The organism is Roseobacter cerffii, assembly GCF_054226325.1.
On record NZ_CM135757.1, the window covers coordinates 2,800,102 to 2,815,119 of the forward strand.

A 15,018-nucleotide genomic window follows, 5' to 3' on the forward strand; every position below is an offset into this window, starting at 1 on the left:
CGCCCCACCCCACCCCGACCTCAACGATAAGAAGACTGACGCACAAAGGCGTAGCACATGCTGACCTACACCATCCGCCGGCTGGTCCTGTCGATCCCCACCCTGCTGTTCATCAGCATCGTGATCTTCCTACTCCTGCAGCTCGCACCCGGCGACCCGATGGCCCAGGTGCCCCTCACTGTCCCCCCCGAAGTCAAACAACAGATGCGCGAAGCCCTGGGCCTCGGCGCCCCGATCCACGTGCAATACTGGAAGTGGCTGGTGCAGTTCTTCTGGATCGAACCGCAGGTGCTGATCGACAACTGGTTCGGAACTGGCCTCGCCGAGGGCAAGCTGCGCGTGATCTCCTGGCAGACCCGCTCGCCGGTGATGGACATCGTGGCGCAACGCATCCCCCAGACGCTCTGGGTCGTTGGTATGTCCTACATCGTCGGCATCCTGATCGCGCTGCCGATCGGTATCTACTCCGCCTACCGGCAGTACTCGCTCTTCGACCAGGCGGGCACCTTCGTCTCCATGATCGGCTTCTCGATCCCGCCCTTCTTCTCCGGCGTCCTCGTGATCGTGATCTTCTCCGTCAACCTTGGCTGGTTTCCCTCGATCTACGACACCACCCATGTGGTCACCGACTGGGCCAGCTTCAAAGTCCAGCTCAACCAGATGATCCTACCGGTGATGGTCCTGGCGCTCCAAACCACCGCACAGATCAGCCGCTTCATGCGCGCCTCCATGCTCGACAACCTCAACCAGGACTACGTGCGCACCGCCCGCGCCAAGGGTCTGAAAGAGAGCGTCGTCGTCCTCGTGCACGTGCTGCGCAATTCGATGATCCCGATTATCACGGTCATTGCCTTGGGCGTACCCTCGATCTTCGGCGGCGCGATCATCACCGAGACGCTGTTCAAGGTAAACGGCATCGGACAGCTGCTCCTCACCGCCCTCTTCGCAAATGACCTGCCGATGGTCATGACGCTGACCTTCATCTTCGCGATCCTGATCGTGCTCTTCAACCTGATCGCCGACGTGCTTTACGGCGTGCTCGACCCGAGGATCCGCTATGACTGATCAACGCGTGAACGCCGAGGCCGAGATGGAGCTCTACGGCGCGCTCAAGGACAAGGAGCCGCCGAAGGAGCCGCGCAGCCAGTGGAAGGATGTGTGGGACCAGTTCCGCAAGCACAAGGGCGCGCTGATCGGGGGCGGCTTCCTGCTCTTCATCACGCTTGCCGTGCTCATCGGCCCGCTTGTCTGGCAGGTCGATGCCAAACAGCTCGACATCCGCAATAAGGACATGCGCCCGCTCTACACCCTGCTCTGGGACAGCACCGCCAACACCAGCTGGGAGAAACCACTTGGCTCCGATAACCTGGGCCGCGACATCCTCGCGACGCTGATCGCGGGGGGCCGGGCCTCCATGGCGGTCGGTTGGACTGCGATGATCCTCGCGCTCTTCATAGGCACGGCCATCGGCGTCTGTGCAGGCTACTTCAAGCGGCTCGACGGTCCGCTCATGCGCTTCACCGACCTCTTCCTGTCCCTGCCGATCCTGCCTCTGCTGCTCGTCGCCGTAACCCTTTTCCGCCAACCGCTCAGGGCAAACTTCGGCCCCGAAACGGGCATGTTCATCCTGATTGTCGGCGTCATCGGCATCACCTCCTGGATGCAAACAGCCCGTATCGTGCGCGGCGAAATCCTGGCCCTAAAGGAGCGCGAGTTCATCCTCGCCGCCCGCTCCATCGGCACGACACCCGGCAAAATCATACGGCGGCACCTGCTGCCCAACGTAGTCTCACCGATCATGGTATCCGCGACCTTGGGTCTTGCCACCGCGATCATCACCGAAAGCGCGCTCAGCTTTCTCGGCGTGGGCTTCCCGTCCGACTTCCCCACCTGGGGCAAACTGCTCTCTGACGCGGTGCCGCGCATGGAGGAGTTCCCGGAACGCGTCATGCTGCCGGGCATCCTGATCTCCCTCACCGTGCTCTCGGTGAACTATCTAGGTGATGGCCTGAGAGATGCATTGGATCCCCGGATCCGCGGCCGCTAGGCCGCGGATCCGAGTGCGGACAGAGCGTAAATCCGCAGGATTTTTGCGGAGTCCGCACCCCGTTTCAATTATAGGCGCAATTGCCGTCGCCCAGTAAGCGCGACGCGCGGATAGAGCGCACATCCGAAGGGCTTCAGCGGAGGCCGCATCCCGTCTCAAGTCTGGGCGCATAACGGGACGGCGGGCGGGGCGTCTTTCGCGTCAGCGGAAAGAGCGCCGTCCCGCTGTTCCCAAGAGATCAAAATCGTTCGGAACTTTGCTGTCCCCAATCATGCCACCGGGTGCTGGACCGCAGGTTTGCTGTGCAAACTCAGACCGCACCGCCCCGCTGTAGGAACATGATCGATCCCATTCGGGACTGCGCCAAAACCCTGTGGATTTTCACTCTGTCCCGCTGGTCGACTTTTCACAGAGAAGGTCGACCTATTCCACGCTCTTTCTCAACTGCCTGACCAGCCACCACACCAGCACCACAACCGGCACCGTCACCAACGCCGTCAGCATCCCCTTGCTGAGCCCCGTGGTCTGCGTCAGCGGATAAAGCAAATACCCCACCAGCGACACCGCATAATAGCTAATCGCCACCACCGACAGCCCTTCCACTGTGCGCTGCAACCGCAACTGTAGATCCGACCGCTTGTCCATGCTCTCCAGCAGCGTCTGGTTCTGCGCCGAGCGTTCCACATCCACCCGCGTCCGCAAGAGGTTCGACGCGCGGATCGACCGGCTCGACATCGCCTCCAGCCGCGCCTCGGCCGCATGCACCGTCCGCATCGCCGGCGCATAGCGGCGCATCATGAACTCACCGAAATGTTGCCGCCCCAGAAACCGCGCCTCCCGCAAGGCCTCAATCCGCTGGTTCACCAGCGCCTCATAGGCCCCCGTCGCTCCAAACCGAAAGGACGACCGCGCCGACAAGGTCTCCAGCTCCGCTGAAATCGCCAGCAGATCATGCAAGGTCTGCTCCGCCGAGGCGCTCTCCTCACTCATCGCGCCCATCAGTCCGGTCAGCTTGGTGTCGAGCTCATTGAGCTGCGGCTGCAACGACCGCACCCGCGCAAACCCCAGCATCGACATGGTTTTATACGTCTCGATCTCGCAGAGCCGCTGCACGATGCGACCAATCCGCCGCGCGCCCGTGGCCTCATCCGCGAAGACCGCAAAGCGCAGATGCCCATTCAGATCGATCCGAAAATCCCCCGCTACAACCGCGGCATCATCCAGCACGGACGACACGGCGAGGCTCTCCGACACAAACCAGTCCTTCAACCGCGCATTGATCTCCTCCGCGTCCGCAGGCTTCGGCACCACGTTGAGCAGGATCGAGGTCATCCGCTGGCCCGGCGCCTCCGCCAGCCAGTCTGCCGGAAACACCTCGAACTCCGTCGGATCAAATGCCCGCGTCACCCCGTTGTCGGCAAACGCGGTGTAGGTCACGAACTCCGTGTGCTGCTCCCACTTGAGCCAGTACTTCCCGATCTGCCCGTAATAATGCGTGGCCCCCGGCTGCGGATGCGGCGCCCCGTGCCGGTCGAGCAGCGCCACCAGATGCTCCATATCCTGCGCCCGGTCCCGGCTGACTGCATCATTGGGCTGCTTGATCGCCACATAGGCCGCCGAACAGGGCGCCGTCATCGACGGGAACGGACGCGCGTGCAGCTCGTTCGCGAGTTTGTAGCGCAGAGGATGGTCGGTGATGGGTGACATGCCGCAAGCTCCGGGGTTGAGCAGAGGGATAATGCCCGGGGGCGGTAAGTCAAATATTTTTTTAATGTTTATAAGGTGTTAAATGGATGCCTTTGTATACAAGTACAGTTTGCGCACAAAACGTACGCGAGATCAGCCGCTTTGCTGCATCCCTGCCCCCGCGTGGAACCAGACCGCCCACCGGAACGTTACTTTTGGTCAACAGGGCGCGAAAGGGCAGCAGCAATGGCAGAGAAGAATTCCGCGGACCTCACCAAGGGGCCGGTCTGGCGTGCCCTCGTCGCAATGTCGGCCCCGATGAGCTTCGGCATCTTCGCCGTTCTGAGCATCGGCCTGGCCGATGCCTATTTCCTCAGTCAGGTCAGCGGGTCCGCCCTCGCCGCCGTTGGGTTCATCTACCCCGTGACCACCGCAATCACATCGCTCTCCATCGGCCTCAGCGCAGGCGCCAACACTGCGCTCAGCCAGGGCGTGGGGCGCGGAGACGAGGCCGAGAGCACGCGGCGCCTGGCCCTGCATACGATCCTGCTCGGTCTGACGCTGGCCCTCGCCACCGCCCTGCTCCTCTGGATCAGCTTCCCATGGTTTTTCAGCGCCCTGGGGGCTGGGGCGGAGGTCAACGGGCTGATCGCCGATTACATGCCGGTCTGGGCGCTCTCCTTCCCCTTTCTGGTCGTCATGATGGTGATCAACGCGATCTTCCGCGCCCACGGCGACAGCTTTACCGCGCCTGCGATCATGGCGCTGGCTGCCGCCATCAACGTCGCCCTCGACCCGCTTCTGATCTTCGGCCTCTGGGGCTTGCCCGAACTTGGCATCCAGGGCGCCGCCGTGGCCACAGCGGTCGGGCGGTCCACCGCCGCGCTGCTGGCCCTGTGGATCGCCTGGCGGCGCGGTCTTCTGGGCGTCTGCGGCAAACCGTTCGGCGGCTTTCTGGCCTCGGTCAAAGAGGTCCTCGGGGTCGGTCTCCCCGCCGCCTTTTCCAACGCGATCAACCCCGCCGGCATGGCGCTGGTGACCGCCGCCGTCGCAATCGTGGGTGAGACCGCTGTCGCGGGCTTCGGAGCCGCGACGCGGGTTCAAAGCATGGCGCTGGTGCCGCTTCTCGCCATCTCTGCGGGCATCGGTCCGGTGGTCGGCCAGAACTGGGGCGCTGAAAGAACTGACCGGGCCCAATCAGCGCTGCGCTACTCCCTGATCTTCTGCCTCACCTATGGCGCGGGCCTTGCCGCCGTGTTCAGCCTGTTCGCTGAGCAAATCGCAAGCGTCTTCACCTCAGCGGAAGAAGACACTGCCTACGCCGCCCAATACCTGCGCTATGTCGGCGCCTCTCTCTTCGGCTACGGGTTTGTTGTGGTGACGAACGCGGCGATGAACGCGCGGGACAAGCCTCTGTGGTCCATGGGTCTCAGCCTGGGTCGCATCTTCCTGCTTTACCTGCCGCTGGCCTGGGTGGGCGCGCTGACGTTCGGCTATGGGGGCATCCTGACAGCAGCCATCATCGCGAATGTACTCGCGGCTTGGGGATCGGTCGTCGCCGCGAAATCCACTGGCTTGCTTGCCCTTGAAACACCGCTGATCAACGCGCCACGGCGCCTTCTGCCCGGGCAGAAATAGAAACCGCCGCGCGAGTTGCCCCGCGCGGCGGTCCGATAACCCCACGAGATCGTCAGTCGATCATCGGCAAAAGCTTATCGAGCGAGGCCTTCGCATCGCCGTAGAACATCCGCGTGTTGTCCTTGAAGAACAGAGGGTTCTCGATGCCGGAATACCCAGTGCCCTGCCCGCGCTTCGACACGAACACCTGCTTGGCCTTCCAGCACTCCAGCACCGGCATCCCCGCAATGGGTGAGTTCGGATCATCCTGTGCAGCCGGGTTCACGATGTCGTTGGAGCCAATGACAATCGCCACATCCGTGTCCGGGAAGTCCTCGTTGATCTCGTCCATCTCCAGCACGATGTCATAGGGCACCTTCGCCTCGGCCAGCAGCACGTTCATGTGCCCCGGCAGACGCCCCGCCACAGGGTGGATGGCGAACCGCACCTCCTTGCCCGCCGCACGCAGCTTGCGCACCAGCTCGGAAACGGCGCCCTGCGCCTGTGCCACGGCCATGCCGTAGCCCGGGATGATGATCACGCTGTCGGCCTCGTTGAGCGCCGTGGCAACGCCGTCCGCCTCGATGGCCACCTGTTCCCCTTCCACGGCCTGCTGCTCGCCCGCCGGGCCGCCGAAGCCACCCAGGATCACCGAGACAAACGACCGGTTCATCGCCTTACACATGATGTAGCTCAGGATCGCACCGGACGAGCCCACCAGCGCCCCCACAACGATCAAGAGATCATTCCCGAGCGAGAAGCCGATTGCCGCTGCCGCCCAACCAGAATAGCTGTTCAGCATCGAGACAACCACAGGCATATCCGCGCCGCCGATGCCCATGATCAGGTGATACCCGATAAAGAGCGCAAGCAGCGTCAGCAGGACCAGCGTCCAGCTGCCGGACCCACCCAGATACATGATCGCAAAGAGCAGCGACAGGCCCGCGGCGCCCGCGTTCAGCAGGTGCCCGCCCGGCAGTTTCTTGGCCGATGTGTCCACCTTGCCCGCCAGCTTGCCATAGGCAATGACCGACCCGGTGAAGGTCACCGCCCCGATCCAGATGCCCAGCACCAGCTCGACCTTCAGGATGTTGATCTCAACAGAGGTCTTCTTGGCGATGAGCTGCCCAAAGGACGACAGCCCGTCATAGATCTCCTTCGGCAGACCCACCGCGGTATAGCCATCCGGCCCAACGGCCCCCAGCACACCGCCATTCTCGACAAAAAGATCGCCCACGTTGTTGATCATGATATCGGCGTTGAAGCCCACGAAGACCGCCGCGAGACCCACGAGCGAGTGCATGATCGCCACCAGTTCGGGCATCTGCGTCATCTGCACCTTGGTGGCGAGCTGATAGCCCACTGCCGCGCCCAGGGCGATCAGCACAATGGACACCACGCCCAAGCCCTGACCGGGCCCGATCAACGTCGCCACCACCGCAATCGCCATGCCGACGATGCCGTACCAGACCGCGCGTTTCGCACTTTCCTGCCCGCTCAGACCGCCAAGGCTGAGGATGAAGAGAACCGCCGCGACCGCATAGGCCGCAATCGTAAATCCGAATTCCATTGTCCCCTACCCCTTACGATTTCTGGAACATGGCGAGCATGCGCCGTGTCACAAGGAAGCCGCCAAATATGTTGATCGCCGCCATGAAGACCGACAGCGCGGCCAGCAGCGTGATCAGCAATGAGCTCGACCCGATCTGGATGAGCGCGCCCAGAATGATGATCGACGAGATCGCATTCGTGACCGCCATCAGCGGCGTGTGCAGGCTGTGCGCCACGCCCCAGATCACCTGGAACCCGATGAAGACCGAGAGCACGAAGACGATGAAGTGCTGCATGAAGCTCGCCGGGGCCACCAGCCCCACCGCCAGCACCAGCGCACCGCCGATGGCCAGGAGCCCGACCTGCGTCTGCGTCTGCTTCTTGAACGCGGCCACTTCCTGCGCGCGCTTCTCTTCGGCAGTCAGCTCCTTGGGCGCCTCCTTCTTGGGCGCTGCTGCAATCGCGGCCACCTTGGGCGGCGGCGGCGGGAAGGTGACCTCCTTCTCATGCGCAATCGTCGCACCCCGGATCACGTCATCTTCCATGTCATGCACGATCACCCCGTCTTTTTCGGGTGTCAGGTCGGTCATAAGATGGCGGATGTTGGTGGCATAGAGGCTCGAGGCCTGTGTGCCCATGCGGCTCGGGAAATCGGTATAGCCGATGATCGTGACACCATTGTCGGTCACGATCTTCTCATCCGCGACCGTGAGCTTGCAGTTGCCGCCCTTCTCCGCCGCCAGATCCACGATCACCGACCCCGGCTTCATGGATTTCACCATGTCCTCGGTCCAAAGCTCCGGCGCCTCGCGGTTCGGGATCAGCGCGGTGGTGATCACGATGTCCATATCCGGCGCCAGCTCGCGGAACTTCGCCAGCTGCGCCTCGCGGAATTCCGGTGAGGAGACAGAGGCATAGCCGCCCGAGGCCGACCCATCCTGCTGCTCTTCCTCGAAGTCGAGATAGACGAATTCCGCGCCCATCGACTCGACCTGCTCGGCCACTTCCGGCCGCACGTCAAAGGCATAGGTGATCGCGCCGAGGCTCGTGGACGTGCCAATCGCGGCCAGACCGGCCACCCCCGCACCCACGACCAGAACCTTCGCCGGTGGCACCTTGCCGGCAGCGGTGATCTGCCCGGTGAAGAAGCGCCCGAAGTTGTTGCCCGCTTCGATCACCGCGCGGTAGCCCGCGATATTCGCCATGGACGACAGCGCGTCCATCTTCTGCGCGCGGGAAATCCGGGGGATCATCTCCATCGCGATGACCGTCGCGCCCTTCTTGGCCGCGGCCTGCATCTTGGCCTCATCCGCCACCGGGCTGAAGAAGGAAATGAGCGTCTGGTCTGCGCGCAGCCGCTTCATCTCGGCCTCATCCGGCACGCGCACCTTGGCGACCACATCCGCGGCTTTCCACAGTGCCGCCGCCGTCTTGGCGATCTCGACGCCTGCGGCCTTGTAATCGGCATCCGAAAATCCGGCTTTTGCACCTGCACCCGTCTCGATGATGCACTCATGACCCAGCTTCTGCAGCTGCGTGGCACTCTCGGGTGTCATCGCAACGCGTGCTTCGCCCTCAAAAATCTCTTTTGGTGTTCCGATCTTCAACTGAGACTCCCCCGTTCGATGCGTTTTTTGCCCAAGATGGCGCACAGACTCGCCTTGTCCACTACCGTGCAGGCGCCAGAGGTACAATCCCCTCGCCCAAAACGCCACGCAACAAATGCAAAGGAACTACACCCAGCGGCGCACTTTTTGCTCATATCTGGCATAATCTGCCCGGAATTCCCGCCGCATCCGGTTCTCCTCCGGCACGATGAACCGCCGCTCCAGAACCCAGACCAGCACCGGCACCAGCGCAAGCCCCAGCACCGCGTCCCACCACAGGCAAAGCCCCACCAGGATCAGCACATCGGCGAGGTAGATGGGGTTGCGGCTGCGCTTGAAAATCCCCGATTGGATCAGGTTGCTGGGGGTTTCATGGGGAATGATGGTCGTCTGATGCTTGCGGAATTCCATCACCGCGAGCCCCGCCAGGATAACACCTCCACCGATCAAGAGCCCCGCGAGGAACAGCGTGACCGGATGCGCGAGGCTGAGATCGAGGGATAGATACTGCGCCTGCGCCCAGGCAAGGGCGGCAAACCCCGCCAACCAGACGGGCGGCAGATCAACCCATTTCACGGTGCATCACCAATCCGTTTCGGCTGCCACAACTCGATCGGGTTGCCCTCCGGGTCATGCAGCCGCGCGAACCGGCCATTCGTCTGTTCAGTCGGGTCCACCTCCACCGGAATCCCGGCGCCTTCCAGCTGCGCGACCATGGCGTCGAGGTCATCCACGCGGAAGTTCAGCATCCACTGTTGCGACATCTCGCCGAAGTAAGCGGTGTCCTGCTGGAAGGGTGCAAAGACGGTCGGGCCCTCGGCCTGCGTCCAGACCGGCGCGTCATAGCTCCTGGGCATCTCGGTCACGCCAAGGTGCTGTGCATACCAAGCGGCCAGGGTCTCGGGGTCCCTGGCCCGAAAGAAAACGCCTCCGATTCCGCGCACCCGCTGCATCTTTTTGCCCTCCGTACGCGCGCAAGGCTACGCCCTGCTGTCTGTGCCGACAACCCGCCCGCCTTGTGCTGCGGCAAACCACCGCTAAGGTCGGAGGCAGCAGATGGGAGGGCAGGACATGGGGCTCGAGGGCAAACACGCGCTGGTCACAGGCGGCGGCAGCGGTATCGGGCTCGCCATTGCGCGCGCGCTTGCAGATCGGGGCTGCGTCGTGACGATCACCGGGCGGCGGCAGGCAGTTCTGGACGCCGTCGCGGGCGACCGGATCATGGGGCTTGCGATGGACGTGCGGGAGGAGGCGCAGGTGGTCGAGACGATGGCCGCGGCCGTCGCCGCACGTGGCCCGATCCAGATCTGCGTCGCCAACGCAGGCATCGCCGAAGGGCGCGCGCTGCACAAGACCGATCTCACGTTCTGGCGCGACATGATGGCGACCAATCTCGATGGCGCCTTCCTGACGATTCGCGAGGCGCTTGGGTCCATGCGCCAGACGGACTGGGGCCGCGTGATCGCCGTGTCCTCCATCGCCGGTCTGCGGGGGCTGCAGGGCGCCGCCTGCTACACCGCGTCGAAACATGGGATGATCGGCCTCATCCGGGCGCTGAGCGAGGATTACCTCGGCAAGCCGATCACCTTCAACGCGCTCTGCCCGGCTTATGTTGATACCGATATCGTCACGCGAAACACAGCCTCGATCTCCGAGCGCGCCGGGGTCAGCGCGGAGAAGGCCCGGGACATCATGGTCTCGGCCAATCGGCACAACCGGCTGATCGCGCCCGAAGAGGTGGCGGCGGCGGCGCTGTGGCTGGTCTCTGACGGGTCGGAGAGCGTGAACGGCCAGGCCATCGAGATCGCGGGCGGGCAGATGTAGCACGAGGCGGTGGCCTGAAAGCCCACCGCACCTGCCTGTCCTGCGCGTTGTGTTGGCAGGTTGGGTGGGCTTTCAGGCCACCCGCTCCGCGATTCAGCCTTCCTTAACCATGCCGTGGCTAGCCTCATGCCATGGGACATCAGATCCGTTCAAAAACACCCGGCGCCACATTCTTTTTCACCGCGCGCCTCGCCGACCCGCGCAGCACCCTGCTGACCGACCAGGTCGACCTGCTGCGGCGATCCATGCGTGAGACGGTGAATCGCTACCCTTTCACCATCGATGACATCGTCGTCTTGCCGTCGGCGATCCATACTTTGTGGACCCTACCCGAAGAGGACGCCGACTTCAGCACGCGCTGGAGCTTTCTGAAGGCGCGGTTCTTGCGCGCTCTCCCCCCGCCCGCTGACCGCACCGACACGCAACGCGCGCGCAGGGAAAAGGGCATCTGGCAGCGCCGCTTCTGGGAGCACCGGATCCGCTCGGCCCATGACCTCATGCTGCACCGCCGGTTGATCCACACCGCACCGGTCGAAGCCGGACTGGTCGAGCGGCCAACGGATTGGAGCTGGACCTCCCTGCACCGCGATCTGGCCACGGCACAGCTGCAGGCCAACCCTGCAAGACCGCCCAAATTCAGCGAGATGGGACTGAAGACGGTTTCCCCGGAAAAGGTCTAGGCGACCTGCGCGGGCGTCAGCTTGCGCCCGTTCGCCCAGGCCTGCGCCGCACGGCCAAAGGCCGAGAACAGCGGCTGTGACACCGGGTCCTTCGCCGCCTCATACTCCGGATGCCACTGGACCGAGAGCGTGAAACCGGGCGCATCCTTGATGAAGATCGCCTCGGGCGTGCCGTCCGGTGCTACCCCGTCCACGACCACGCGCGGGGCCGCCATCTTGATGCCCTGCCCGTGCAGCGTGTTGGTCACAACCTCCTGCGCGCCCATCAGCCGGTGAAACACCCCGCCTTCGGTGAAGGACACCCTGTGGCGGTTCTCGAACTTCTCCTGCAGCGTCCCATCCGGCGGCATCCGGTGGTTCATCCGCCCCGGCAGGTCGCGGATTTCCGGGTACAGCGAGCCGCCCATGGCCACGTTCACCTCCTGAAACCCGCGGCAGATGCCCAGGAACGGCTGGCCGCGCTCAACACAGGCACGCACCAGCGGCAGCGCAATCGCATCCCGCGCGCGGTCGAAATCGCCATGCGCCTCCGTCGGCTCTTCGCCATATTCCTCGGGGTGCACATTCGGGCGCCCGCCGGTCAGAAGGAAGCCGTCGCAGGTCTCGAGCAGATCGTTGATCGACACATAGTCCGGGTCGGACGGGATGATCATCGGCACGCAATCCGCCACCGCAGAGATTGCGTCGGAATTCATCTTTCCGCCCGCATGCACCGGGTATTCGTCATTGATCAGGTATTGATTGCAGATGATGCCAACAACCGGCCGTGCCATGAAAGTTCCCTTCAGTGTGCTTTCGGGAAACATATCCTCGCACGGGCCGGGTTAACAGTCCATGACCGCGCAAAGACCTGTGCGCAATTGCGAACTGCCTCAGCTTTCAGCAACCAGCCCCACCGCTTCGATGGCGGCGCTGCCCACGGCGGCATCATTGTCGGATGTGTCGCCGGTCACGCCGATGGCGCCGACCACCGCCCCTTTGCGGTCCCGGATGAGAATGCCGCCCGGCACGGGGATCACCTTGCCGCCGTAGGCACCGTTCACACAGCCCATGAAATAGGCCTGGCTTTCCGCACGCGCCATCTGGGCCGAACCGGGGATGCCCAGCATGACCGTGCCGTATGCCTTGCCAAAGGCGATCTCGAACCGCCCCGGTGCGGCCCCATCTTCGCGTTCGAAGGCCTGCACATTGCCGCCCGCATCCAGCACCACCACCGACAGGGGTTTCAGCTCCATCTCGCGACCCTTCTCGAAGGTCTTGCGGATGATCGTCCGGGCGCGTCTCAAACTGATGGTCATGTCGTCTCCTCGCTTGTCGTTGGTGGAATTACGCTCGGGATCACCCCGAGGATGGGGGTAGGCCGCCCCCGGATCACTGTGCTCAGGCGCTGGCCTTCAGCTCCAGTCGCCGCGCGTGCAGGACCGGCTCGGTATAGCCCGACGGCTGCTCGCGACCTTTAAACACAAGATCGCAGGCCGCCTGAAAGGCAATCCCGTCGAACCCAGGCGCCATCGGCTGATAGAGCGGATCGCCTGCGTTCTGCCCGTCCACAACGGCGGCCATCTTCCGCATCACCGCCATCACCTGCTGCGCATCCACCACCCCGTGGTGCAGCCAGTTCGCGATATGCTGCGCCGAAATCCGGCAGGTCGCGCGGTCTTCCATCAGGCCCACGTCACTCATGTCCGGCACCTTGGAACAGCCGACCCCCTGATCAACCCAGCGCACCACATAGCCCAGAATGCCCTGCGCGTTGTTCTCCACCTCGCGAGTCTTCTGGTCGTCGCTCCACTTCTGGTACTCTGCCAGCGGGATGTTCAGCACCGTATCCACATAGGCGCGCCGCCCGCTGGCTTTCAGCTTCTCCTGCACCGCGAAGACATCGACCTTGTGATAATGCAGCGCGTGCAATGTCGCCGCCGTCGGGCTCGGCACCCAAGCGCAATTGGCGCCCGATTTCGGATGTTCGATCTTCTGTTCGATCATCGCCGCCATCAGGTCCGGCATGGCCCACATGCCCTTGCCGATCTGCGCGCGGCCAGACAACCCGCACTCCAGCCCGATATCCACGTTCTGGTTCTCATACGCCCCGATCCAGGCCTTGCGCTTGATGAAATCCTTGCGGCTGAAGGGCCCCGCTTCCATCGAGGTATGGATCTCATCGCCCGTGCGGTCCAGGAACCCGGTATTGATAAAGGCCACACGGGATTTCGCCGCCCGGATGCACTCCTTGAGGTTCACGGAGGTCCGCCGCTCCTCGTCCATGATGCCCAGCTTCACGGTGTATTGCGGCAGACCCAGGATCTCTTCAACACGGGTGAACGTCCGGTCGGCGAACGCCACCTCCGCGGGCCCGTGCATCTTGGGCTTCACCACATAGACCGACCCGGTCAGGGAATTGCCGCCCTCGCGCTGGAGATCATGCATCGCAATCAGCGTGGTGATCATCGCGTCCATGATGCCCTCGAAGACTTCATTGCCCTCGGCATCCAAGATCGCGGGATTTGTCATCAGGTGGCCCACATTGCGCACCAGCATCAGCGCCCGGCCCTTCAGCGTTAGCTTGGTGCCGTCAGGCGCAATCAACTCCCGGTCGGGGTTCAGCGCGCGGGTGATCTCTTCGCCGCCCTTCTCGAAGGTGTCCTCCAGATCGCCCTTCATCAGCCCCAGCCAATTGGAATAGGCGACAACCTTATCCTCGGCATCCACACAGGCCACCGAATCCTCGCAGTCCATGATCGCCGAAACCGCACTCTCCAGCCGCACATCCGCCAGCCCCGCCTGATCGCGGCTGCCGATCGCATGGGTCCGGTCGAACACCAGCTCCACATGCAGCCCGTTGTTGCGCAGCATCACGCTGTCGGGCGCTTTGGGGTGCCCGGTGTAGCCCACGAATTTCTCCGGCTCGACGAGGAATTGGTCATCCACAAGCAACGCACCTTTGTGCACGTAATAGCGCTTAGCGTCCGCATGGCTGGTGCGCGTTACCGGGAAGGCCTCGTCGAGGAACACCCGCGCCCGCGCCACGACCCGTGCGCCGCGGCCCTGATCATAGCCGCCCTTCGGTGGTGCACTGCCCATCGCATCGGTGCCGTAGAACCCATCATAAAGGCTACCCCAACGCGCATTCGCCGCGTTCAGGGCATAGCGCGCATTGGTGATCGGCACGACCAGCTGCGGGCCCGGTACCCGGGCAATCTCGTCATCCACATTGGCCGTATCAATCTCGAAGGCGTCGCCTTCCTCGACCAGATAGCCGATCTTGCGCAGAAACGCGCAATAGGCCTCGTGATCATGCGGCTGGCCTCGCCGCTCCAGATGCCAGGCGTCGATCTGCCCCTGCAAATCCTCGCGCTTGGCCAGCAGATCGCGGTTCTCCTGCGCCGTCTCGGCCACCAGATCGGAGAAGCCCTGCCAGAAGGCCGCCGGATCGACCCCCGTCCCGGGCAGCGCCGCCGTCTCCAGAAAGTCCACCAGCGCGTCGGCCACCTGCAACGCGTTTTTCTGTTGATATCCGGCCATCTCACACGCTCCTCGCTGCTCGCCTCTGGGGCTGGTATGCGAAGGTGTACGAGGAAAGTTTCCGATAGGCAACAAAGTTGGTAATGTTATCTTACCAATCAATCGGTGCCGCCGCGTTGACGCGTGCGACGGCACCGTTCCGAGCAATAGCGCACCTCTGCCCAGACCTTTTCCCATTTCTTGCGCCAGGTGAACGGACGCCCGCAGGTCACGCATGTTTTTTGCGGCAAATCTCCCTTGCGGCGCATGCGCCTTAGCCGTCCGACATCACGGCAGCACCATCCTGCAGCTCGATCTCGCTGACCTGCGGGCCGTTCAGATCGGTGACGTAAGCGACACCCAACCCGATCACCACGCCCAGAGCCAGTGCGGCGCAGATACCGGCAATCGACGGCCAGTGGCGGTGGGTTTGACGTTCGATATTTGTGTCAGGTGCTGACATGATCATTCCTTTCATTTAGGGCGCGCAAGCCGGGTTGCGAGC

Annotated in this window: 15 protein-coding genes; 5 read left to right on the forward strand and 10 right to left on the reverse strand. The window is 63.4% G+C overall.

The features are described from left to right. The first annotated feature begins 57 nt into the window (after positions 1-57). Together ACVC7O_RS13615 and ACVC7O_RS13620 are read left to right on the forward strand one after the other, a co-directional pair. Positions 58-1,065 (forward strand): ABC transporter permease, encoded by a 1,008-nt coding sequence (locus tag ACVC7O_RS13615; RefSeq protein ID WP_458322660.1) that lies wholly within the window; start codon positions 58-60, stop codon positions 1,063-1,065. Then, on the forward strand, positions 1,058-2,047 hold the full coding sequence (locus ACVC7O_RS13620) for an ABC transporter permease (RefSeq protein WP_458322661.1): 990 nt from the start codon (positions 1,058-1,060) through the stop codon (positions 2,045-2,047). The genes ACVC7O_RS13615 and ACVC7O_RS13620 overlap by 8 nt, the downstream gene beginning before the upstream one ends. 423 nt (positions 2,048-2,470) lie before the next feature. Here the strand turns inward: ACVC7O_RS13620 and ACVC7O_RS13625 are convergent, their stop codons facing one another. Beyond that, the gene (locus tag ACVC7O_RS13625) at positions 2,471-3,754 is read right to left on the reverse strand and encodes a DUF3422 family protein (RefSeq protein WP_458322662.1); all 1,284 of its coding nucleotides are present in this window, start codon (positions 3,752-3,754) and stop codon (positions 2,471-2,473) included. A gap of 225 nt (positions 3,755-3,979) precedes the next feature. Between ACVC7O_RS13625 and ACVC7O_RS13630 the strand changes: the two genes are divergently transcribed. Then, complete coding sequence (locus ACVC7O_RS13630) at positions 3,980-5,371, forward strand: MATE family efflux transporter (protein WP_458322663.1); 1,392 nt, start codon at positions 3,980-3,982, stop codon at positions 5,369-5,371. Positions 5,372-5,423: 52 nt separating this feature from the next. On the opposite strand, the gene ACVC7O_RS13635 is transcribed toward ACVC7O_RS13630, so the two are convergent. The 4 genes from ACVC7O_RS13635 to ACVC7O_RS13650 form a co-directional block, all read right to left on the reverse strand. Beyond that, positions 5,424-6,920: an NAD(P)(+) transhydrogenase (Re/Si-specific) subunit beta gene (locus ACVC7O_RS13635; RefSeq protein WP_458322664.1), complete on the reverse strand. Its 1,497-nt coding sequence runs from the start codon at positions 6,918-6,920 to the stop codon at positions 5,424-5,426. 13 nt (positions 6,921-6,933) lie between these two features. Further along, the gene (locus tag ACVC7O_RS13640) at positions 6,934-8,508 is read right to left on the reverse strand and encodes a Re/Si-specific NAD(P)(+) transhydrogenase subunit alpha (protein WP_458322665.1); all 1,575 of its coding nucleotides are present in this window, start codon (positions 8,506-8,508) and stop codon (positions 6,934-6,936) included. 126 nt (positions 8,509-8,634) lie between these two features. Continuing rightward, positions 8,635-9,084, reverse strand: a complete 450-nt coding sequence (locus ACVC7O_RS13645; protein ID WP_458322666.1) for a methyltransferase family protein — start codon at positions 9,082-9,084, stop codon at positions 8,635-8,637. Next, positions 9,081-9,461, reverse strand: a complete 381-nt coding sequence (locus tag ACVC7O_RS13650; protein ID WP_458322667.1) for a VOC family protein — start codon at positions 9,459-9,461, stop codon at positions 9,081-9,083. Before ACVC7O_RS13650 ends, ACVC7O_RS13645 begins: the two co-directional genes overlap by 4 nt. Before the next feature lie 118 nt (positions 9,462-9,579). Here ACVC7O_RS13650 and ACVC7O_RS13655 point away from each other — a divergent pair, with 118 nt between their 5' ends. Continuing rightward, a complete protein-coding gene (locus tag ACVC7O_RS13655) occupies positions 9,580-10,332 on the forward strand; it encodes an SDR family NAD(P)-dependent oxidoreductase (protein WP_458326095.1) in 753 nt (250 codons plus the stop codon). Between the two features lie 131 nt (positions 10,333-10,463). Beyond that, the gene (locus ACVC7O_RS13660) at positions 10,464-11,012 is read left to right on the forward strand and encodes an REP-associated tyrosine transposase (protein WP_458322668.1); all 549 of its coding nucleotides are present in this window, start codon (positions 10,464-10,466) and stop codon (positions 11,010-11,012) included. Here ACVC7O_RS13660 and ACVC7O_RS13665 read toward each other — a convergent pair. From ACVC7O_RS13665 to ACVC7O_RS13685, 5 genes are all read right to left on the reverse strand, one after another. Continuing rightward, a complete protein-coding gene (locus ACVC7O_RS13665; protein ID WP_458322669.1) occupies positions 11,009-11,785 on the reverse strand; it encodes a gamma-glutamyl-gamma-aminobutyrate hydrolase family protein in 777 nt (258 codons plus the stop codon). The genes ACVC7O_RS13660 and ACVC7O_RS13665 overlap by 4 nt on opposite strands. A gap of 99 nt (positions 11,786-11,884) precedes the next feature. After that, positions 11,885-12,310 (reverse strand): GlcG/HbpS family heme-binding protein, encoded by a 426-nt coding sequence (locus ACVC7O_RS13670; protein WP_299670801.1) that lies wholly within the window; start codon positions 12,308-12,310, stop codon positions 11,885-11,887. An 82-nt stretch (positions 12,311-12,392) separates the two neighbouring features. Next, the gene (locus ACVC7O_RS13675) at positions 12,393-14,534 is read right to left on the reverse strand and encodes a malate synthase G (RefSeq protein ID WP_458322670.1); all 2,142 of its coding nucleotides are present in this window, start codon (positions 14,532-14,534) and stop codon (positions 12,393-12,395) included. 98 nt (positions 14,535-14,632) lie between these two features. Next, positions 14,633-14,782 (reverse strand): DUF2256 domain-containing protein, encoded by a 150-nt coding sequence (locus ACVC7O_RS13680; RefSeq protein ID WP_458322671.1) that lies wholly within the window; start codon positions 14,780-14,782, stop codon positions 14,633-14,635. 5 nt (positions 14,783-14,787) lie between these two features. Next, positions 14,788-14,976 carry a hypothetical protein gene (locus ACVC7O_RS13685; protein WP_458322672.1) on the reverse strand — a complete coding sequence of 63 codons (189 nt, stop codon included), beginning with the start codon at positions 14,974-14,976 and terminating at the stop codon, positions 14,788-14,790. Between the last annotated feature and the right edge of the window lie 42 nt (positions 14,977-15,018).

Bases quoted from the DNA above. Each gene is read 5' to 3' on its own strand.
- ACVC7O_RS13615 (WP_458322660.1), top strand. From the start codon at position 58: ATGCTGACCTACACCATCCGCCGGCTGGTCCTGTCGATCCCCACCCTG.
- ACVC7O_RS13620 (WP_458322661.1), top strand. From the start codon at position 1,058: ATGACTGATCAACGCGTGAACGCCGAGGCCGAGATGGAGCTCTACGGC.
- ACVC7O_RS13625 (WP_458322662.1), bottom strand. From the start codon at position 3,754: ATGTCACCCATCACCGACCATCCTCTGCGCTACAAACTCGCGAACGAG.
- ACVC7O_RS13630 (WP_458322663.1), top strand. From the start codon at position 3,980: ATGGCAGAGAAGAATTCCGCGGACCTCACCAAGGGGCCGGTCTGGCGT.
- ACVC7O_RS13635 (WP_458322664.1), bottom strand. From the start codon at position 6,920: ATGGAATTCGGATTTACGATTGCGGCCTATGCGGTCGCGGCGGTTCTC.
- ACVC7O_RS13650 (WP_458322667.1), bottom strand. From the start codon at position 9,461: ATGCAGCGGGTGCGCGGAATCGGAGGCGTTTTCTTTCGGGCCAGGGAC.
- ACVC7O_RS13655 (WP_458326095.1), top strand. From the start codon at position 9,580: ATGGGGCTCGAGGGCAAACACGCGCTGGTCACAGGCGGCGGCAGCGGT.
- ACVC7O_RS13660 (WP_458322668.1), top strand. From the start codon at position 10,464: ATGGGACATCAGATCCGTTCAAAAACACCCGGCGCCACATTCTTTTTC.
- ACVC7O_RS13665 (WP_458322669.1), bottom strand. From the start codon at position 11,785: ATGGCACGGCCGGTTGTTGGCATCATCTGCAATCAATACCTGATCAAT.
- ACVC7O_RS13670 (WP_299670801.1), bottom strand. From the start codon at position 12,310: ATGACCATCAGTTTGAGACGCGCCCGGACGATCATCCGCAAGACCTTC.
- ACVC7O_RS13675 (WP_458322670.1), bottom strand. From the start codon at position 14,534: ATGGCCGGATATCAACAGAAAAACGCGTTGCAGGTGGCCGACGCGCTG.
- ACVC7O_RS13680 (WP_458322671.1), bottom strand. From the start codon at position 14,782: ATGCGCCGCAAGGGAGATTTGCCGCAAAAAACATGCGTGACCTGCGGG.
- ACVC7O_RS13685 (WP_458322672.1), bottom strand. From the start codon at position 14,976: ATGTCAGCACCTGACACAAATATCGAACGTCAAACCCACCGCCACTGG.